General features: G+C 66.1%; 15 protein-coding genes. 2 read left to right on the top strand and 13 right to left on the bottom strand.

Annotated elements, in window-relative coordinates; translation table 11 throughout:
* Window positions 1-32: 32 nt before the first annotated feature.
* Window positions 33-3545 carry a DNA polymerase III subunit alpha gene (gene dnaE, locus FF090_RS11710; protein ID WP_138856893.1) on the top strand — a complete coding sequence of 1171 codons (3513 nt, stop codon included), beginning with the start codon at window positions 33-35 and terminating at the stop codon, window positions 3543-3545.
* 10 nt (window positions 3546-3555) lie between these two features.
* Complete coding sequence (locus tag FF090_RS11705) at window positions 3556-4929, top strand: patatin-like phospholipase family protein (RefSeq protein WP_246071399.1); 1374 nt, start codon at window positions 3556-3558, stop codon at window positions 4927-4929.
* Window positions 4930-5200: 271 nt separating this feature from the next.
* On the opposite strand, the gene FF090_RS11695 is transcribed toward FF090_RS11705, so the two are convergent.
* The 13 genes from FF090_RS11695 to serC all read right to left on the bottom strand — a co-directional run bounded on the left by FF090_RS11695 (window position 5201) and on the right by serC (window position 19508).
* Window positions 5201-6985, bottom strand: a complete 1785-nt coding sequence (locus FF090_RS11695) for an ABC transporter ATP-binding protein (protein ID WP_138856890.1) — start codon at window positions 6983-6985, stop codon at window positions 5201-5203.
* Window positions 6982-8016 carry a glycosyltransferase family 4 protein gene (locus FF090_RS11690; protein WP_138856889.1) on the bottom strand — a complete coding sequence of 345 codons (1035 nt, stop codon included), beginning with the start codon at window positions 8014-8016 and terminating at the stop codon, window positions 6982-6984. The genes FF090_RS11695 and FF090_RS11690 overlap by 4 nt, the downstream gene beginning before the upstream one ends.
* A 2-nt stretch (window positions 8017-8018) precedes the next feature.
* The gene (locus tag FF090_RS11685; RefSeq protein WP_138856888.1) at window positions 8019-8756 is read right to left on the bottom strand and encodes a glycosyltransferase family 25 protein; all 738 of its coding nucleotides are present in this window, start codon (window positions 8754-8756) and stop codon (window positions 8019-8021) included.
* Between the two features lie 17 nt (window positions 8757-8773).
* Window positions 8774-9781 (bottom strand): glycosyltransferase family 4 protein, encoded by a 1008-nt coding sequence (locus tag FF090_RS11680; RefSeq protein WP_138856887.1) that lies wholly within the window; start codon window positions 9779-9781, stop codon window positions 8774-8776.
* 17 nt (window positions 9782-9798) lie between these two features.
* Complete coding sequence (locus tag FF090_RS11675; protein WP_138856886.1) at window positions 9799-10545, bottom strand: glycosyltransferase; 747 nt, start codon at window positions 10543-10545, stop codon at window positions 9799-9801.
* A complete protein-coding gene (locus FF090_RS11670) occupies window positions 10542-11690 on the bottom strand; it encodes a tetratricopeptide repeat protein (RefSeq protein ID WP_138856885.1) in 1149 nt (382 codons plus the stop codon). The genes FF090_RS11675 and FF090_RS11670 overlap by 4 nt, the downstream gene beginning before the upstream one ends.
* Complete coding sequence (locus tag FF090_RS11665; RefSeq protein WP_138856884.1) at window positions 11680-11970, bottom strand: lipopolysaccharide assembly protein LapA domain-containing protein; 291 nt, start codon at window positions 11968-11970, stop codon at window positions 11680-11682. Before FF090_RS11665 ends, FF090_RS11670 begins: the two co-directional genes overlap by 11 nt.
* A 3-nt stretch (window positions 11971-11973) precedes the next feature.
* Window positions 11974-12273, bottom strand: coding sequence for an integration host factor subunit beta (locus FF090_RS11660; RefSeq protein WP_138856883.1), 300 nt, complete (start codon window positions 12271-12273; stop codon window positions 11974-11976).
* A 92-nt stretch (window positions 12274-12365) separates the two neighbouring features.
* Window positions 12366-14075, bottom strand: a complete 1710-nt coding sequence (rpsA, locus tag FF090_RS11655; protein ID WP_138856882.1) for a 30S ribosomal protein S1 — start codon at window positions 14073-14075, stop codon at window positions 12366-12368.
* Between the two features lie 181 nt (window positions 14076-14256).
* Window positions 14257-16266, bottom strand: coding sequence for a bifunctional 3-phosphoshikimate 1-carboxyvinyltransferase/cytidylate kinase (locus tag FF090_RS11650; protein WP_138856881.1), 2010 nt, complete (start codon window positions 16264-16266; stop codon window positions 14257-14259).
* Between the two features lie 35 nt (window positions 16267-16301).
* A complete protein-coding gene (locus tag FF090_RS11645; protein WP_138856880.1) occupies window positions 16302-17228 on the bottom strand; it encodes a prephenate dehydrogenase in 927 nt (308 codons plus the stop codon).
* A 35-nt stretch (window positions 17229-17263) separates the two neighbouring features.
* On the bottom strand, window positions 17264-18388 hold the full coding sequence (pheA, locus tag FF090_RS11640; protein WP_138856879.1) for a prephenate dehydratase: 1125 nt from the start codon (window positions 18386-18388) through the stop codon (window positions 17264-17266).
* On the bottom strand, window positions 18381-19508 hold the full coding sequence (gene serC, locus FF090_RS11635) for a 3-phosphoserine/phosphohydroxythreonine transaminase (protein WP_138856878.1): 1128 nt from the start codon (window positions 19506-19508) through the stop codon (window positions 18381-18383). The genes pheA and serC overlap by 8 nt, the downstream gene beginning before the upstream one ends.

Raw genomic sequence — 19508 nt, 5'->3', positions numbered from 1 at the left:
GCATCCTCAATCGGCTCGGGGACAATGCCCCGATGCAATTTGCCCATCTGCGTGTCCATACCGAATTCGCCGTTGTTGACGGCACCCTGCGCGTGGATGACGCGGTCAAGGCGGCTGCCAAGGATGGGCAGGTGGCCATGGCCATCACCGACCTCGCCAACCTCTTCGGTGCGGTCAAGTTCTACAAGGCGGCGCGCAAGAAAGGGGTGAAGCCCATCTTGGGAGCCGAGGTCTGGCTGGAACCCGAGGGACAGACCACCCCCGGCGTACAGGCCCCGCCGCCCAGCCGGCTGTTGCTTTTGGTGCAGAACAGCCAGGGCTACTTGAATCTGTGCGAGCTGCTCAGCCGCGCCTGGGTGGGCAATGTGATCCGCAACCAGGCTTGCGTGAAGACTGAGTGGTTTGCCGAGTTGGGCGCGGGTCTGATCTGCCTGAGCGGTTTTGGGCTGGGCCCGCTGGCCACGCTGCTGCAAAGTGGCGACGAAGCCCGTGCCGACGCCTTGGCCCAGCAGCTGGCGCAGGCCTTTCCGGGGCGCTTCTACATCGAGTTGCAGCGCGTCAAGGGCCTGTCCCAAGAGCGTCTGTTGCGGGCCAGCTGTTCGCTGGCCGCTCGGTTGGGCCTGCCGGTGGTGGCCACCCATCCGATCCAGTTCCTGGAGGAAGAGGAGTTCAACGCCCACGAGGCGCGGGTTTGCATCGCCGAGGGCGAGACGCTGGACAACCCCAAGCGGGTCAAGCGCTTCACACCCGACCAGCACTTCCAGACCCAGGCCGAGATGGTCGCGCGCTTCGCCGACATTCCCTCCGCGCTGGCCAATAGCGTGCTGATCGCCGAGCGCTGCTCCATCGAGTTGGTGCTGGGCAAGCCCCAGCTGCCCGACTTTCCCACGCCCCTGCTGGAAGACGGCTGTCCGATGCCGATGGCGGACTACTTCCGGCAGCTCAGCTTCGAGGGCCTGGAGACGCGGCTCCAGCACCTCTACCCGAATGAAGCCAAGCGCGAGGCCGAACGGCCGCGCTATGTCGAACGCCTGGAGTTCGAGCTCGCCACCATCATCAAGATGGGCTTCCCGGGCTACTTCCTGATCGTGGCGGACTTCATCACCTGGGCCAAGGCCAATGGCTGCCCCGTGGGGCCGGGCCGGGGCTCGGGCGCGGGCTCGCTGGTGGCCTATGCGCTGTCCATCACCGACCTGGACCCGCTGGCCTACAACCTGCTGTTCGAGCGTTTCCTGAACCCCGAGCGCGTCTCGATGCCCGACTTCGACATCGACTTCTGCCAGGGCAATCGCGATCGGGTGATCGACTATGTGAAGGACAAGTACGGCCGTGCGGCGGTGAGCCAGATCGCCACCTTCGGCACCATGGCGGCCAAGGCCGCGCTGCGCGACGTGGGCCGGGTGCTGGGCATGAGCTATGGCCAGGTGGACTCCATCGCCAAGCTCATTCCGGCACCACCGGGCAAGACGGTGACGCTGGCCAAGCCGCCTGAGGACCCGGGCGACAAGATCATCTACGCGCGCCTGGAGGCCCCCGAGCTGAACCAGCGCGAAGAGGCCGAAGAGGAGGTGGCCACCTTGCTGGCCCTGGCCACCCAGGTGGAGGGCATGGTGCGCAACATCGGCATGCACGCCGGGGGCGTGCTGATCGCACCGGGCAAGATCACCGACTTCTGCCCGCTCTATCAACAGCCGGGCTCGGACTCAGCGGTCAGCCAGTACGACAAGGACGATGTCGAAGCGATTGGCCTGGTGAAGTTCGACTTCTTGGGTCTGGCCACGCTCACCATCCTGGAGTTGGCCAAGAAGTACATCGTCGAGCGGCATAAACCGGACTTTGCCTACGAGAGCGTGCCCATTGACGACGCGCGCACCTACAAGCTCTTCAGCGACGGCAAGACCGAGGCGGTGTTCCAGTTTGAATCCATGGGCATGCAAAAGATGCTCAAGGAGGCCAAGCCCACGCGGCTGGAAGACTTGATCGCGTTGAACGCCATGTTCCGCCCCGGCCCGATGGAGAACATCCCGAGCTTTTGCGCGCGCAAACACGGCTCGGAAAAGATCGAGTACCCGCATGATCTGCTCGGGCAGGTGCTGGCCGAGACCTACGGCATCTTTGTGTACCAGGAGCAGGTGATGCAGGCCGCGCAGATCATGGGCGGCTACTCGCTGGGCGGCGCCGACTTGCTGCGCCGGGCCATGGGCAAGAAAAAGGCCGAGGAGATGGCCGAGCACCGCGCGCTGTTCCGCAAGGGTGCGGCCGAGAAGGGCATCGGTGCCGAAAAGGCCGACGAGGTCTTTGACTTGATGGAGAAGTTCGCGGGCTATGGCTTCAACAAGAGCCATGCCGCGGCGTACTCGCTGCTGGCGTATCACACCGGCTTCATCAAGGTGCACTACACGGCCGAGTTCTTCGCGGCCAACATGACGATCGAATCGGACAACACGGACAAACTCAAGATCCTGTTGGCCGACGCCAAGGGCTTTGGCATTGACTTCCAGCCGCCCTGCGTAAACCGCAGCGAGCTGAAGTTCGTGCCCCTGGGCAAGAAGCTCATCAGCTACGGCCTGGGCGCCATCAAGGGCACGGGTGCCGGCGCCATCGAGGTGATTGAACGCGCCCGCAACGAGGGCGGACCCTTCAAGAGCCTGTTCGACTTCTGCGCCCGCGTGGACCGCCGCACGGTGAATAAGCGGGTGGTTGAGGCCTTGGTCAAGGCCGGTGCCTTCGATGCTCTGCATCCGGAGCGCGAGCGCGTGCTGGCCTCGGTGGGTTTGGCCTTCCAGCATGCCGAGCAGTTGGAGGCCAATGCCTCACAGGGCGGCCTGTTTGACTTCGCCGACGCGCCGGCCAGCGAGCCCGATCTGGTGCTGGCCCCGGCCTGGGGTGTGCGCGAGAAGCTCAGCCTGGAGAAGGTGGCCATCGGCTTCTACCTGTCCGGCCACTTGTTCGATGAACACGAGGCGGAAGTCCGGCGCCTGGTGCCTAAGCAGCTCAACGAACTGGAAGACAGCCGCGAGCCGCTGATGATTGCCGGCATCGTGGGCGATATGCGCGTCATCAATGGCGCCCGCGGCCGGGTTGCGATCTTCAAATTGGACGATGGCAGCGCCAACCTGGAGGTGGCCGCTGCGGGCGAGTTCTATGACCAGCACAAGGAGTTGCTGAGCGAGGACAACCTGGTCTTGCTGCAGGCCCAGGTGCGCTTTGATCGTTTTAGCGGCGGCTTGCGCGGCAAGGCGCTGCAGGCCATGGACCTGGCCGGTGCGCGCGCGCGCTATGGCAAGGCCTTGCAGATCGATCTGCTGCACCCCAATGAGGCGCAGATCGCCGCCTTCAAGGCCTGGGTGCAGCGCCATCCTGCACAGCGCGTCGAAGACGAAGCCGGGGTGGTCACCCGTGGCCTGCCGGCGCGCTGGCCACTGCGGTTTGGCGGCGCGGAGGCCGTGCTGGACCTGGGGGCCGCCTCGCTGCATTGGCCCAGTGATGTTGCATTGAAGGAACTGGCGCAACTCGGGGTGCCGGCGCAGCTTTTGTATCGCTAAGCTAGTGGGCGTGAGCGCGCCCAAGCCCCCAACCACTGGACTGATCCTCACCGGCGGCGGTGCCCGCGCCGCCTACCAGGTGGGCGTGCTGCAGGCCATCGCCCAGATTCGCCGTGACTGCGGCGTGGGCGGCAATCCCTTCGATGTGATTGCGGGCACCTCGGCCGGCGCCATCAATGCTGCCACCCTGGCCTGCGAGGCCGACAAATTCGACCAGGCCATCGACGGGCTGGTGGAAATCTGGTCGCGCATCCATGTCGATCAGGTCTACCACTCCGACACCTTCGGCGTCATTCGCACCGGCACGCGCTGGATGACCATGATGAGCCTGGGCTGGGCCGTCAATCGCTGGCGCCGCACCCGTCCGCGCAGCCTGCTGGACAACGAACCGCTCTACCACCTGCTGCGCCGTCGCGTGCGCTTTGAACGCCTGCCCAAGCTGTTTGAGGAAGGGCATCTGCAGGCCCTGGCCGTCACAGGGTCGAGCTACACCTCGGGGCAGCACGTCACGTTCTACGAGAGCGCCAAGCCCGTGGAGCCCTGGCTGCGCTCGCAGCGCATCGCGGTTCAGTCTGAGTTGACGTTGGAGCACTTGCTGGCCTCCAGCGCCATCCCTTTCATCTTCCCGCCGCAGCTGTTGCCGCTGCAGGGCCAGGACGAGTGGTTCGGTGATGGCTCGATGCGTCAGAACGCGCCGATCTCACCGGCCGTGCATCTGGGGGCCGAACGCGTGTTGATCATCGGTGCCGGGCGTATGCAGCAGCCGGGCACGACCGAGGAGCGCCATGTGCAGGTGCATACCGGCCAACCCAGCATGGCGCAGATCGCCGGTCACGCGCTGTCCAACATCTTCCTGGATGCCCTGGCGGTGGACATCGAGCGCCTGCAACGCATCAACAAGACCCTGAGCCTGCTCAGCCCCGAGGCGCGGGCCAACACGCCGCTGCGGCCGCTGGATGTGCTGGTCATTTCGCCCAGTAAGCGCCTGGACGATTTGGCCGGCCTGCACCAACACGAGCTGCCGTTGCCCATTCGCACCTTGTTGGGTGCGGTGGGCGTGCAGGGTCAGGGCACGGCTGCCCGTGGCTCAGCCTTGGTGAGTTATCTGCTGTTTGAGCCCGGCTACACCACCGAGCTCATCGTGTTGGGAATGACGGACACCCTGCAGCGTCGTGCGGAGGTGCAGGCCTTCTTTGGTTGGCCGGATCGGGCGCCGGAACCGGTGTGGCGGCGTCTGGAGCGCGAGGGCTATTTGCGGCCGGGCGCTGTGGATTCTGCTGAAGCCGCTGAGGCGGAAGAAGCCAAAGATGCCGATTCCGATTCCGATCCCGAACCCGTAATGCCCGACGCGCCCGCTTGGGGCACGGCGTTGCCGGCAGGGTAAGCCTGGCCCTGAATGCGCAGTCCGGCGGCCGAAAGGCGCCGGCATAGCGCCGCCCCCAAGCCCAAGCGCCGTGCTTGCAAGTCCTGCCAGTCCGCAAACGGCCGCTGTGCCCGCTGGGCCAACAGATCCGCCACCCGCTGCGGTCCCAGGCCCGGTAGCGACTCCAGTTCGGCGCGTGAGGCGGTGTTGAGTTCCAACTGCCTCGGCTGGGCCCGCAAGGGCGTTGACATGGCCAGCCCGGCCACTGCCGCCAGCATGGCGGCGCGGCGTCTCATCCCTCGCCCAGGCTGACCAGGGCGGCGTAGGTGCCGCCTGCAGCCAGCAGTTCCGCATGGTTGCCGGACTCCACCACGCGGCCGGCCTGCAGCACAAAGATGCGGTCGGCATGGCGCACGGTGGAAAGTCGATGCGCAATCAGGATCACCGTCTTGTGGCCCTGGTGGCGGGCCAGGGCGTCCTGCACCGCGCGCTCGCTCTCGGTGTCCAGGGCCGAGGTGGCCTCGTCAAAGATCCAGATCGGCGCATCGCGATAGAGCGCCCGGGCAATCGCCAGCCGCTGACGCTGGCCGCCCGAGAGCGTGCTGCCATTGCTGCCGATGCGGGTGTCCATGCCTTGCGGCAAGGCTTGTACAAAGTCCCACAGGGCGGCGTCGCGCAGCGCGGATTCCGCGCGTGCGCGGTCCGGCGTCTGGGCATAGGCCACATTGGCCAACACGGTGTCGTCAAACAGCAGGGTGTCTTGGCTGACCACCGCGAACTGGCTTCGCAGCGCAGCCAGGCTGAGTGTGGTGCTGTCCAGACCATCGATCTCGTAGCGACCGCCTTGGGCGCGTGCAAAACCCAGCAACAGGTGCACCACCGAACTCTTGCCGGCACCGGAGGCGCCGACCAGCGCCACAGTCTGGCCCGCCGCAATCTCCAGGCTCAGGCCATTCAGGGCTGGCGCCTCGCTGCCAGGGTATTGCAGGCGGATGTCGTGCAAGCGCAGCGCACCCGGGCCACTGTGTTGGGTCACGGTGCCGCGGTCGTCCTCGGGCGGCAGGTCCAAAAGCTCCATAGCGCCGCGCGCAATGATCAGCCCATTGGTCCAGGGCTGCATCATCTCGGCCAGGTGGCGGGCGCGGCTCATCAGCAGCAGCAAAGCGCTCACAAAGGCCAGAAATTCGCCCGGTGTGCCGCCTTGTTGACGACCCTGCAGGATAGCCAGCGCCACGATCAGCGAGAGCCCCACCGAGGCAATCAATTGCGAGAGCGGCTGGGCCATGGAGTTGGCCGCCACTTGTTTGAGCGTCTGGCGTCGCAGGTTCTGAGCGCGGGTGGAAAAACGCTCGCGCTCATGCTCCTGGGCGCCAAAGCTGCGCACCAGCTTCCAGGCGCGGGTGGCGTCGTCCACGGCGTTGGAGAGCGCCATCTGCGCCTCATAGGCCTGACCGCCCACGCGCCGCACCCGCTTGTTGACCTGCTTGAGCACCAGGGCCATGACCGGCAGGGTGACCAGGGTCAGCAGCGTGAGCTTCCAGTTCGTGTAGAGCAGATAGCCGAGCATGGCCAGGGCCGGCAGGCCATCGCGCAGCAGGGTCAGGCCGGCGTTGCTGACCAGGTGAACCGCCTGCTGGGGGTCGCCCACCAGCTTGGTGACCGCCGTGCCGCCGGCCATCTGCGTGAAATTGCTGGCGTCCGCCCGCATCAGGGCATTCATCAGGGCGCAGCGGATGTCCAGCACCGTGCGGCCCACGGTCCATTGCAGCAGGTACTGGCCCAGAAAGCTGAACAGTCCGCGCGCGGCAAAGAGGCCGATCAGCACCACCGGCACCATCCAGATGGGGAAGGGCTCGCTGGGCTTGGGCAGATTCAGGGAGGGCAGTTGCGGCCCCAGCGCCGAGGCGCGCGGGGCGCCAAAGCCCGAATCCAAAGTGATCTGCAGCAGCCAGGGCAACAGGGGCTCGGTGGCGGCGGCGGCAATGAAGGCCAGCAGCGCGCCGATCAGGCCGCGCCAATGCGGGCGCACAAAGGCCAGCATGCGGCGGGTGGTGGTGCGAAGGTCGTTGGTGCTCATGCGCTTGCAGCCAGCAGGCGAGCTCGCTCGCGCTGATAAAAGTTCTCGATGCGTGCGATTTGCGCATCGGGCTCGAAATCGTCCATCCGGTAGGTGCGCCGGGCCGGCCTTTGCGCGGCCGCGGCGCGCAGGGCGTCAGCCAGGGCTGCGGCATCACCCACGGGAACGCGGCCCAGGAACTCGCGGCCCAAGAACTGCGCGCCCTCTGTTCGCGTGGCCAAGATGGGCAGGCCGGCGTGCATGGCTTCCAGGAACACCAGGCCGAAGGGCTCGCTGTGGGCGGCGCTGACGAAAAGGTCGAAGGCGGCCAGGCAGTCTTGCGGGGCCTGTGTGAAGCCGGGCATGAGGACCTGCTGTGGGGCGCGCTTGCGCAGCGAAGCCCAGTCACGACCCTGGCCGACCAGGACCAGGCGGGCTTGCGGCAGGGCGGCTTGCTCGAATGCCTGCAGCAAGACCTCCCAGCCCTTGCTCTGCTCGGCCCGACCCAGGGTGCCAATGAGGAATTCATCCGGCCCTACGCCCCATTGCTGGCGCTGGCGTTCGCGCGCGCCGGGGCTGCTGGGGCGGGCCTTCGACCAATTGGCGATGGCCTCGCAGTGCTCGCGCAGCCCGGTGGGCAGGGCGGGCAGTGCGGACAATTGCCAGGGCGCAATGGCGATCAAGGCGTCCAGCCTGGCGTGCTGCTGGGGCTTGTACTCAATGTGCAGGGTGGCCACTCGCAGGGTCTTGGGCGCGCGCCAGCCCCCCAAAGCCTTGCAACCCAGGCTCAGATGAGCGTGGGCCACCTCAGGCTGCCAGGCGTTCAGCGCCCGCCGGGCGGCCCAGGGCTGCAGCCAGCGGGCGTTGGGCAAGGGGATCTGCTGCACCCTGGGGTCGAGGTGGCGCGCCCAGGTCTGGGGTGAATCGCCTTGGGCCGCCTTGGGCAGCAGCATGGCCACCTCATGCCGCTCGGCCTGGGCGTTGGCCAGTTCGACCGCATAGCGTTCGCTGCCGGCGAAATGGCGGGTCAGCATCAGGTGCGCAATTCGCATGCTCAGCGCAGCCGGTGCCAGCTGTTTGCGAGGTTGTAGTTCAGCTTGTAGCCGGCCTTGCGCAGGCGCAGCCCCAAGCTGCGGGCGTCGCCCTTGGGTTCGATGGAGCTCTGCAGGCTGCTCTCATCCAGACTCAGTACATCGGGTTGCACCCCCAGCACTTCCAGGCGCTGGCATTCCCACCAGTGGCGCAAATCGTCGTCAACCGGACGTCCAAAGGGCAGCCGGCTGGCCAGCAACTTGGTGGCACCCTGTCGCGAAACGGCATAACCCGCGGTGAAGCTGGGGATGCGGCGGTAACGCGCCAGGCGCAGGCCCTCGGTCAAAGCTTGGGAGCCCGCCAGCTTTTCGCTCTTGCCCACGGCCTGGCGGCCGATCAACTTGATGTGATCCCAGGGGCGCTTCAGGGCCTCGATGGCGGTGATGGCCGCCTTGAACTGCGGCCCGAGACGCACATCGTCTTCCAAGACGATCAGGGCGGGGTGGGGCGAGTCCAGCAGCCATTGCCAGCAGCTGATGTGGCTGGCATAGCAGCCCTTCTCGCCATTCACCAGCGGGCGATGGAATTGGCGCTGGTTCAGCGCGGCGTCGTAGTGGCGGTCTTGCTCGGTGGCGGGTAGGGCGGTCCAGAGCACGCCAGGGTGGCGTTCGAGGGTCAGGCCTTGGGCCTGGCCCTGGGCCAACATGCCGGCACAGCGCTGGGCGTCGCGGTCCAGGTTGATGAAACGGATGGGCAGCATGCGTTTTCGCGCGTGGTTCAACGCAGCGCTTGAAAGTAGTCGGCCAATTCGGACACCACAGTGGGGGCGTCGAAGTGCTGACGGGCCAGCGCAGTCAGGCGTTCCGCACCGTCTCCGCGGCGCAGGGCGATGGCCTGCTGAAGTGCGGCGGCCAGGGCTTGAGCGTCCTCCGGCAAGGGCGTGTCGCAGTGGTCTCCGAAGTTCACGGCCACGGCCCGATGGAAGTTCTCGGCGGTGACCGCGCCCCAGCAGCCGGCAAAGCCCAGGGCCACGGCGCTGGCACCGCGCACCATGCCCTCCATCAGCGCGTAGCCGGCCCCGGTCATCACATCGACATCGGCCAGATAGGGGCTGGCGTCGGGGACCAAACCGGTGAACTCGACGGCCAGCTTCAGTTCCTGCGCCAAGCTCTTGAGCTGCGGCAGATAGCTGCCGCCGCCGATGACGCGCACCTTGAACTCCTGGGCCTCTGGCAGGCTGGCCACCGCACGCAGCCAGGCCGCGCAGCGCGGGCCTTTTTGTCCGCTCATGCGCGAGCAATAAGCCAGGGTCAGCGGTCCTTGTCCGCGCGGCGCGAGAAGCGGCGCCGCAATGGGCAGGCGCGACAGCAGCACGGACGGACGGGATGCGCCGATCAACTGGCTGTACTTCTGGTGCAGGTTCTCGCACATGGTCACCACGCCGGCGGCTGAACCAAACAAGGCCTTCCACTGCGCCATGCGAGCCGGTGAATGGCCGTTGTGCATGCAAGCCACCCAGGGTACGCCCAGCTGTTGCGACAGCGAGGCGGCCAATTCGGCCTGGGTGTAATGGCTGATGAAGATCAGGTCGGGCTGGAAGCCCTTGACTGCGCCACTCAACAACGGGACGCTCCAGCGGTGCAGGGGCAGGGCACGGCGCCAGCCGGGTGCTGGCGGCCACACGTCAACCACATGGCCTTGGTGACGCAAGTGCTCCGCCACGATGCGGTTGTAGGTCGTGATGCCGTTGGGCGATTGATCGCGCAACAGAACGAGGATGCGCATGCTGGGCCGTTTCTCGGTCACTCGCGCCAGTGATCGGCGATCCAAGGCGCTGGACGCGCATGGCGCCAATTGCCATTGCTGCGGCCGGCCAGGGCATCGGGCGGGTTCATCACACCGTGAAAGACCAGGATGCGGGCGCCTTCGGGGATGAAGGGGTCACGCCAATAGCTCGTGGGCCAAAGGGGCAGGCAGTGGTATTTCCAGCTGGCGCACCAGCGGCCGTCCCAGTACTGCAGCTTGCCGCGGGCGTGCAGCCAGTCCGACAGATAGGCTTGCTCGTTGCGGAACTGCGCGCGGATGGACTCGAAATTGGCGCGGAAATTGGCCAACAGTTCGGCATGCGTACCGAGCTCGAAGCGATAGACCGAAGAATTGCCCGTGACCCGCCAGGGGCGCTTCCAGTCGTGAATGATGAGGAAGTCGCCTGGCGCCTCAAAGAAGGGGGTGATGTCGTCCACGATCACCACATCCAGGTCCAGGAACAGCGCGGTACCACGAAGGCCGTGCAGATCGGCCTCGAAGCTGGTCAGCTTGGTCCAGCCGCGCTCAGGGATGCCGGCGGGCAGCTTCAGCTCAGGGATGGGCAGGCATTCGACCTCGGGGCGCACGCCCTCGCTGCGATCGGTCAGGCAGACGAAGCGAAACGGACCGCGCAGATGGCGGCGCACCATGGCGTAGAGCCGGTTCACATACTCGGGGCCGTACTTGGTGCCCCACTTCATGCACATGATGAAGCGATCGCCACCGCTTGTTTGGAGGGTCATAGCTCTTCTACGGGGTGGGGGGGGAAGCTGTCCCAGCTCAGGCAGCCCGGGCATTGCCAAAAGTAGTGGGCGGCTTCGAAGCCGCAGGCGGCGCAGCGGTGGCGCATCAGCGGCTTGGCGGCCCGTTCGAGGGTGGGCTGGATTTGGGCCGCGGAGGCCGCACCGGCCAGGTCCAGGGCCGAGAACAGCCCCTTGGCCGCATTGAGCGAGCCAGGTTGCAGCTTGAGATGCTGGCTCAGGCGTTCGGCCTGACGGTCGGGTTGCAACTGGTTCAGCGCCAGCACCAGGGCCAGCGCGTGGTCCTGGCTGTAGCGCGCCTCCAGCAACTTGCCGGCCCGTTCGATGGGCGCCGATCCCTGCGCCTGTTGCGCTGCACGGGCGTAGTCGGCGGCGGCGAGATTGAAACTGGCCGGGCAGGTTGAGAGCAGGGCTTCGAAGTGCCCCAGCGCGGCCTGGGAATCGCCTTGGGCCAGGGCCCATTGCCCCATCAACATCTGGGCGCGCGGGTGGCCCGGCGCTATCTGACGGGCTTGCTGCAGCAAGGCCAGGGCCTGCGGCGTCTGACCTTCGCTGCGTGCTTGCAGAGCTTGCTCGCACAGGTAGTGGGCCCGACGGGCCGCAAAGGAGCCCATGCCGCGCTCTTCCAGCGCCTGTGCCACAGGGCCCGCCTGCGCCCAGTCGCGCGAGCGCTCATACAGACTGAGCAGGGCCAGGTCAGCCTCGGGCTCGAACACGGTGCCGCGCAGCGCGCGGTAGGCGGCCTCGGCGCGGTCAAACAGGCCGGCTTTGAAGAAGTCCTGCGCCAGCGCGTGCTGGGCACGGGCGCGCTCCAGGGCGGGCAGGTCCCCGCGCTGCAGTAGATGCTGATGCACGCGAACAGCGCGCTCGGTCTCGCCGCGACGGCGGAACAGATTACCCAGGGCGAAATGCAGTTCGGCGGTGTCGGGATCGTGCTGGACGGCTTCGATGAAGGCGTCGATGGCCTTGTCCTGCTGCTCGTTCAGCAAGAAGTTCAGGCCCTGGAAGTAGGGTTTGGAGGCGTCACGTGGGTCGCGCTTGGCCTGGCGCAGGTCCAGGCGCGAGGCCAGCCATCCCATGCCGAAGACCAGGGGCAGGACCAGCAGCCAGAGCGGATCAAAGTCCATCACGAATACCGGCTGGGGGCTCTGCGCTGAAAGAGGAAGTGGCCTCGCTCACCGGGCGCTGACGTTTGATCTGGCTGCGCTGACGCCACCAGGCCGGCACCATGGCCAACACACCCAAGGCGGCACCGGCAGCGAAGCTGGCCAGCACGACGAAGACTTGGGGGGTGCTCCAGGCATGGCCGAAGAACCAATGCACGGTCACCGTCTGCGTGTTGTTCAGCGCAAAGGCGAACAGCACGAAGAACAGAAAGGCGCGCAGCAGCCAGGTCAGCAGCCGCATGGCTCAGCGGGTCTCGGCTTTGCCCTGGGCTTCGACGGCTTCGCGCAGGGCCTTGCCCGGCTTGAAGTGCGGCACCAGTTTTTCCGGGATGGGCACTTGCTCGCCGGTGCGCGGGTTACGGCCCATGCGCGGCGGACGACGGTTGACCGAGAAGCTGCCGAAGCCCCGAATCTCGATGCGGTGGCCATGCGCCAGGGCATCGCTCATGGCGTCAAGAATGGTCTTCACCGCGAACTCGGTGTCCTTCTGCGTGATCTGCGGAAAGCGTTCGGCAAGCAAGGTGACTAGATCAGAGCGGGTCATGGTGGCGCAGCAAGAAAAAGGGCCCGCGTGGAATGCGCGAGCCCTCAAGGATAGCGGGCGTCCGCCGGGGCGGACGCCTGGGGTCGGCTGATTTAGTTGCCGCCCTTGTCCAGCTTGGCGCGCAGCAGGGCGCCCAGGCTGGTGGTGCCGGCGTTTTCACGCTCGGAGGTGGCCGACAGGTTCTTCATCGCTTCTTGCGAATCGGCGTCGTCCTTGGCCTTGATCGACAGCTTGATCGAACGCGACTTGCGGTCCACGTTGATGATCAGGGCGGTGACTTCGTCGCCTTCCTTCAGCAGGTTGCGAGCGTCTTCCACGCGGTCGCGGCTCAGTTCGCTGGCCGGCAGGTAAGCAATGATGTCTTCGCCCAGGTCCACCTCAGCGCCACGCGGATCCACAGCCTTGACCTTGCCGGTCACGGTGGCGCCACGGTCGTTGACCGAGGTGAAGTTGGTGAAGGGGTCGCTGTCCATCTGCTTGATGCCCAGGCTGATGCGCTCGCGCTCGACGTCCACGGCCAACACCACGGCCTCGATCTCCTGGCCCTTCTTGAAGTTGCGCACGGCGGCTTCGCCGGTCTCGTTCCAAGACAGGTCGCTCAGGTGCACCAGACCGTCGATGCCAGCGGCCAGGCCGATGAAGATGCCGAAGTCGGTGATCGACTTGATCGGGCCCTTGACCTTGTCGCCGCGTTTGAAGTTCTCGGCGAACTCTTCCCACGGATTGGCGCGGCACTGCTTCATGCCCAGCGAGATGCGACGCTTGTCTTCGTCGATCTCCAGCACCATGACTTCGACTTCCTGGCCCAGGGTCACCACCTTGGTGGGGGCGACGTTCTTGTTGGTCCAGTCCATTTCGGAAACGTGCACCAGGCCTTCGATGCCGGGTTCGATTTCCACGAAGGCGCCGTAGTCAGCGATGTTGGTGACCTTGCCGAACAGGCGGGTGCTGTTCGGGTAGCGGCGGGCCACGCCCATCCAGGGGTCGTCGCCCAACTGCTTGATGCCCAGCGAGACGCGGTTCTTCTCGGCGTCAAACTTCAGCACCTTGGCGGTCAGCTCTTGACCCACCGTCACCACTTCGCTCGGGTGACGGACACGGCGCCAGGCCATGTCGGTGATGTGCAGCAGGCCGTCGATGCCGCCCAGGTCCACGAACGCACCGTATTCGGTGATGTTCTTGACCACGCCGTTGACGATGGCGCCTTCGGACAGGGTTTCCAGCAGCTTGGCGCGCTCTTCGCCCATCGAGGCCTCGACCACCGCGCGACGCGACAGCACAACGTTGTTGCGCTTGCGGTCCAGCTTGATGACCTTGAACTCCATGGTCTTGCCCTCGAACGGGCTCAGATCCTTGACCGGGCGGGTGTCGATCAGCGAACCCGGCAGGAAGGCGCGGATGCCATTGACCATCACGGTCAGGCCGCCCTTGACCTTGCCGCTGACGGTGCCGGTGACGAAGTCGCCAGACTCCAGCGCGGTCTCCAGGCTCAGCCAGGAAGCCAGGCGCTTGGCCTTGTCGCGGCTCAGGATGGTGTCGCCGTAGCCGTTTTCAACGGCGTCCACAGCGACGGAGACGAAGTCACCGATCTGGACTTCGATCTCGCCGAGATCATTCTTGAACTCTTCGAGCGGCACATAGGCTTCGCTCTTGAGGCCGGCATTCACCACCACGAAGTTGTAATCGATGCGCACCACTTCGGCGGACACGACCTCGCCGGAACGCATATTGGAGCGTTGCAGCGATTCTTCGAACATTGCGGCGAACGAGTCGACCGCGGCGGCAGTTTGGGTGAGAGTCATGGGGTTTCCTAGGTCCGCAGAAAAGTCTGCGGGGCTGACGACAACACGGGCGACCTGGCGGCCACCCGGAGCTTCAAAAAAGCCTGCGGCCTGCCTTCGGCGCTTGGGCGCCAAGGGCGGGGTCACAGACCACCGGGGTGCCTTGGGGCGGGGTGCGAGGCGCTGAGTTCAGCGCCGGCACTCAGTCCGCAAAGGCGCGCTTTTCATCCCACCAAGCCAGAACCTGTTCGACGCTGGCGTCGATGCTGAGGTCCGAGTTGTCCAGGAGTCGGGCGTCTTGCGCCGGAGCCAAAGGTGAAGCGCTGCGCGATTTATCGCGTGCGTCCCGAGCCTCCAAATCCTGCAGCAAGCCCGCGATATTAGCCGAAAACCCCTTGGAAATCAATTGCTTATAGCGCCGCTCGGCGCGCTGCGCGGCACTCGCCGTGAGGAATACCTTGAGTTGGGCCTGCGGAAAGATGGCGACTCCCATGTCGCGCCCGTCCGCCACCAGACCTGGAACGCGGCGAAAGCTCAATTGCAGCTGGTGCAGGGCTTGTCGCACGGCGGGCAAGGCGGCCACCGCCGATGCGCCCAGCCCCACTTCTTCCGCCCGCAGGGCATCAGTGACGTCTTCTTCGTCCAGAAAGCAGCGTCCGGCCTCGAAGTGCAAGGGCAGCCTGGCGGCCAATGCCGCCACGCGAGGTTCGTCATCCAGTGCCACACCGGCGCAGCGCGCAGCCAGCGCCGTTGCCCGGTAGAGCGCGCCTGAGTCCAGGACCCAGTAGCCCAATTGATCGGCCACCCGGTCGGCCAGCGTGCCCTTGCCCGAGGCGGTCGGCCCGTCGATGCACAGCACTGGGATGTGCGCTGGATCGGCTTGCACCAGTCCGAACAGGGTCTCGAAGTAGTCGGGGAAGGTCTTGGCCACACAGCCTGGGTCCAGGATGCGCAAGTCTTGAGGTGGGGTGCCGGTCAGGGGGTGCAGGGCGGCCAAAGAGAAGCACATCGCCATGCGGTGGTCGTCGTAGGTGTGGATGGCGGTGCGCCGCCAGCTCTGCAGCGGATGCACCTCGATCCAGTCCGGGCCTTCGGCCACCGTGGCGCCGAGCTTGCGCAATTCAGTCGCCATGGCGGCAATCCGGTCGGTCTCTTTGACTCGCCAGCTGGCAATGCCGGAGAGGCGGCTGGGGCCATCGGCATAGAGCGCCATCACCGCCAGGGTCATGGCCGCGTCCGGAATGGCCACGCAGTCCAATTGGATGGCCTTGAGCGGCCAAGCGCCCCGGCGCACGCGCAGCGCATGGTCCTCCCACTCGATCTGCGCCCCCATGGCAGCGGCGGCATCGGCAAAACGCACATCGCCCTGCAGAGCATCGCGCCCGATGCCCTCGATGCGGACGGGCGCCTGCGTGGCGCCCAGGGCGCCCAGGGCAATGAAATAGGAGGCTGCCGAGGCGTCGCCCTCGACCACCAGGCGCCCGGGCGAACGCAGGCGGCTGCCGGCCGGGATGGTGAAGCGTTGCCAGCCTTCGCGTTCCACTTTGACGTTAAAGCGCGCCAGCAGGGCCAGGGTGATTTCCACGTAAGGCTTGGAAATCAGTTCGCCCTCGACCTCGATGACGATGGCACGCTGTGCCACCAAGGGCAGGGTGAGCAGCAGGGCGGTGAGGAACTGACTGGAGACATCCCCGCGCACGCGCACCGGCTGGTCCAGGGCCAAAGGGGCGGGGCCGGACAAGGCCAGCGGTGGGTAGCCCGGCTGGCCCAAATCTTCGATTTGGCAACCCAGGCCACGCAGGGCGTCTACCAAGTCGCGAATTGGGCGCTCGTGCATGCGCGCCACGCCGCTTAAGAAGAAGCGGCCTCCATCGCGGGCGGACAACAGCGCCAGCGCGGCCGCGAGCGGGCGCATCGCGGTACCGGCGTTGCCCAAAAAGCAATCGGCTTGCGAGACCGGTAGATGCCCGCCCAGACCCTGCACGGTCACGCTGCCGTCGCCATTGCGGTGCCAGGCACAACCCAGGCTGCGCAGAGCATCCAACATCACGGCGGTGTCATCGGCCTCCAGCAATTGCTCAATCCGGGTCTCGCCTTCGGCCAGGGCGGCCAGCAGCAGCAGGCGGTTGGAAATGCTTTTGGAGCCAGGCAGGCGCACGGTCCCAGCTGCGCCGCAAAGGGGCGGCAGGTCCAGATAGGGGATCTTTAGCATGTCGATGGCGCGGCTGCGCCGAGCTTAGAAATGAATCAAAAGTGGGAAGAGGGCTCACCGTCTTCGGCATCGAAGAAGGTGGGCGACCACTTGTTGCGGGCCTCACTGACCTGGCGTAGCAGGGTCTCCAGCGCGCTGGTGTCGCCTTCCTTCATCCAGTGCTCCAGGCGGTCGAGCACGCTGCGGAAGCGCTGCGACTGGTGCAGGATTTCGTCGCGATTAGCCAGGAAGATGTCGCGCCAGACCGCCGGGTCGCCGCCCGCAATGCGGGTGAAGTCGCGAAAGCCCGTGCCTGCCAACTCCATGAATTCGCGCCCCGAAGGCTGGCGCATCACCGATTGGAAATAGGCGTAGGCCAGCAGATGCGGAAAGTGGCTGACGGCGGCATAGGCTGCGTCATGGTTTTCCGGCGTCATGCGCAGGACCTTGCAGCCCATCGCGGCCCATACGCCGGCCGCCTTTTGCACCAGCGCGGGTTCGTTTTCGGGCAGCGGGGTCAGCACCACTTGGCGGCCCTGGAACAGCTGGGCCTCGGCGTTCTGCACGCCCGCGAGTTCCTTGCCTGCAATGGGGTGCGCGGGTACGAACTGGGCCGCGTGGGCGCCCAGTACCTTTTGCACCGCGATCGCCACATCGGCCTTGGTGGAGCCGACGTCCATGAACAGGGTCTGTGGCTGCACCTGGGCCAGATGGCGGATGGCACGCAGCGTGGCCTCGGTGGCTGCCACGGGCACGGCAATCAGGACCAGATCGGAGCCTGATACCGCCAGCAGCGCCGACTCCGCAGCGACATCGATGACCCCCAGGCGTTTGGCGGTCTCCGTGGTGCTCGGGCTCTTGCTGTAACCCACCACCCGCTTGACCAGGCCGGCGCGCTTGAGCGCCAGCGCAAAGCTGCCGCCAATCAGGCCGCAGCCGATCAGTCCAAGCTGTTGAAAGTGGGGGCGGGGCAGGCGGGTCATTCGATGTTGGCGCTCAGTTTGTATTCAGTGTGTATTCAGTGTGTATCCAAGGGGTAGGTACCAAGCACCTTGAAAAAGGCGCAGCAGTCGCGCAATTCTTTCAGGGCGCGCGCGACATGCGCTTCGTCGGGGTGGCCCTGGAGGTCGATGTAGAAGTAGTACTCCCACTGACCGCCACTGCGGGCCGGGCGCGACTCGAAGCGAGTCATTGAGACCCCATGGGTCTTGAGGGGCACCACCAGATCATGCAAGGCGCCCGGGCGGTTCAGCACGGAGACCACCAGGGAGGTGCAGTCCCGGCCGCTGGCGCGCGGGCTGGGGTGCAACTCGGGCTGGGTCAGCACGGCAAAGCGGGTGCGGTTGTGGGCGTCGTCCTGAATGGCGGGCGCCACGATGTGCAGGCCGTACTCGCTGCTGGCGCGGTCGCTGGCGATGGCCGCGAGTTTTGCATCCTGGGCCGCCAGTCGGGCGCCCTCGGCATTGCTGGAGACGGGCCGTCGCTCGGCATGCGGCAGGTGCTGGGCCAGCCAACCCTGGCACTGGGCCAAGGCTTGGGGATGGGCCACCACAGCTTCGATCTCAGCCAGGTCATTGCGCACGCGCAGCAGGTTGTGGCGCACAAAGAGGCTGGTCTCGGCCACGATGAAAAGCGGCGTGGAGAGCAGCAGATCAAGTGTGCGCGCGACACCGCCTTCGGTGGAGTTTTCGACCGGGACGACGCCGAAGTCTGCCGCACCCGCGCTGGTGACTCGGAATACCTCATCGATGCTGGTGCAGGGCACGCGGACGATGCTGGAGCCGAAGAAGCCCAGGCTGGCCTGCTCTGAAAACGTCCCTGCCGGTCCCAGGTAGGCGACCCGGGTGGGCGTTTCCAGCGCGCGGCAGGCACTCATGATTTCGCGCCAGATCGGCGCGATGGTGTCGGACTGCAGCGGTCCTGGGTTGTGCGCCTTCAGCCCGGCAATGACCGCCGCCTCGCGCTCAGGGCGGAACACCAGGCTGCCTTGTTGTTTCTTGATGCCGCCCACGGCCTGTGCCAGCGCCGCGCGTTGGTTCAGCAGCTTGAGCAGTTCCCTGTCAACGGCGTCGATTTGATCGCGCAGACCGGCCAAGGCGTGGTCCTGCGCGGGTGTTGGGCTTTCCTTGGGTGTCTCAGCCATGGCGGCGTTCAAAGTCCTGCATGAAATCAACCAGGGCCTGAACGCCGGCCAGCGGCATGGCGTTGTAAAGCGAGGCGCGGCATCCGCCCTTGCTCTTATGACCCTTCAATTGCAGCAGGCCGACCGGTGTGGCCTGGGCAGCCTGGGCCAGGAAAGTGTCCGTCAGACCGGGTTCGCGCAGGAAGAAGGGGATGTTCATGCGCGAGCGCACCGCGGATGACACACGGTTCTCGAACAGGTTGGAGTCATCCAGGGCGGCGTAGAGCAGGGCCGCCTTGTCGCGGTTATGGGCCTCGAGAGCTTCAAGACCTTGGAGCCCATTCCAGCGGAATTGCAGGCCCCAGGCGAACACCAGCCCGGCGATATAGATCGCGTAGGTGGGCGGTGTGTTGAACATGGAGTTCTCGCGCGCCACGCGCTCCAGGCTGAATGCCGTGGGGCAGGCAGCCAGAGCGGGTTGGAGCAGATCCCGGCGCACGTACACCAGGGTCAAGCCGGCCGGGCCGATGTTCTTTTGTGCGCCGCCAAAGGCCAGACCGATGCGCGACCAGTCAAAGCGGCGTGAAAGCTGGTTGGAGGAGCAGTCCACCACCAGCGGGGCCTCGCAGCCGAGAGCGCGCAGGTTCGGCAGATCCTGGAACTCCACACCATCGATGGTCTCGTTCGAGCACAGATGGACGTAGTCCACGTCATCGCGCAGGGCCCAGCTGTCGGGCGCTGGAATGTCCAGATAGCCCTCGGCGCGCGTGTCCACCACGCGCTGCACCAGGGCATAGCGGGCGGCTTCGTCGGCGCTTTTGGCCGACCAACTGCCCGTGACCGCCACATCGACCCGGCCGCGATGGGCGAGGTTGAGCGGGATCAGGGCGTTGGCCGCCAGGGCGCCACCCTGCATGAACAGAATGGCGAACTCATCGGGTACACCGGCAAGCGCCCGCAAGTCGCGCTCCGCCTGCGCCAGGATGGCGCCGAACTGCGGGCCGCGATGGCTCATCTCCATCACGCCCATGCCGCTGCCCTGCCAGTCGCACATCTCGGCGGCGGCCTGCTCCAACACGGGTAGCGGCAGGCAGGCCGGTCCGGCCGAGAAGTTGTAGGGGCGCGTAGACGCGTGGGCCAT

The sequence above is a fragment of the Inhella inkyongensis genome (assembly GCF_005952805.1).
GTDB lineage: Bacteria > Pseudomonadota > Gammaproteobacteria > Burkholderiales > Burkholderiaceae_C > Inhella > Inhella inkyongensis.
Note: the sequence above shows the minus strand (reverse complement) of the source record. Positions and strands in the feature narration are given on the sequence as shown.

Coding starts and splice junctions, on each gene's coding strand:
- FF090_RS11685 (WP_138856888.1), bottom strand. CDS start 8,756: ATGCTGCCCATCCGTTTCATCAACCTGGACCGCGACGCCCAGCGCTGT.
- FF090_RS11675 (WP_138856886.1), bottom strand. CDS start 10,545: ATGACCCTCCAAACAAGCGGTGGCGATCGCTTCATCATGTGCATGAAG.
- FF090_RS11650 (WP_138856881.1), bottom strand. CDS start 16,266: ATGCTAAAGATCCCCTATCTGGACCTGCCGCCCCTTTGCGGCGCAGCT.
- pheA (WP_138856879.1), bottom strand. CDS start 18,388: ATGGCTGAGACACCCAAGGAAAGCCCAACACCCGCGCAGGACCACGCC.
- rpsA (WP_138856882.1), bottom strand. CDS start 14,075: ATGACTCTCACCCAAACTGCCGCCGCGGTCGACTCGTTCGCCGCAATG.
- FF090_RS11695 (WP_138856890.1), bottom strand. CDS start 6,985: ATGAGCACCAACGACCTTCGCACCACCACCCGCCGCATGCTGGCCTTT.
- FF090_RS11645 (WP_138856880.1), bottom strand. CDS start 17,228: ATGACCCGCCTGCCCCGCCCCCACTTTCAACAGCTTGGACTGATCGGC.
- FF090_RS11680 (WP_138856887.1), bottom strand. CDS start 9,781: ATGCGCATCCTCGTTCTGTTGCGCGATCAATCGCCCAACGGCATCACG.
- FF090_RS11690 (WP_138856889.1), bottom strand. CDS start 8,016: ATGCGAATTGCGCACCTGATGCTGACCCGCCATTTCGCCGGCAGCGAA.
- dnaE (WP_138856893.1), top strand. CDS start 33: ATGCAATTTGCCCATCTGCGTGTCCATACCGAATTCGCCGTTGTTGAC.
- FF090_RS11660 (WP_138856883.1), bottom strand. CDS start 12,273: ATGACCCGCTCTGATCTAGTCACCTTGCTTGCCGAACGCTTTCCGCAG.
- serC (WP_138856878.1), bottom strand. CDS start 19,508: ATGGCCCACGCGTCTACGCGCCCCTACAACTTCTCGGCCGGACCGGCC.
- FF090_RS11670 (WP_138856885.1), bottom strand. CDS start 11,690: ATGGACTTTGATCCGCTCTGGCTGCTGGTCCTGCCCCTGGTCTTCGGC.
- FF090_RS11665 (WP_138856884.1), bottom strand. CDS start 11,970: ATGCGGCTGCTGACCTGGCTGCTGCGCGCCTTTCTGTTCTTCGTGCTG.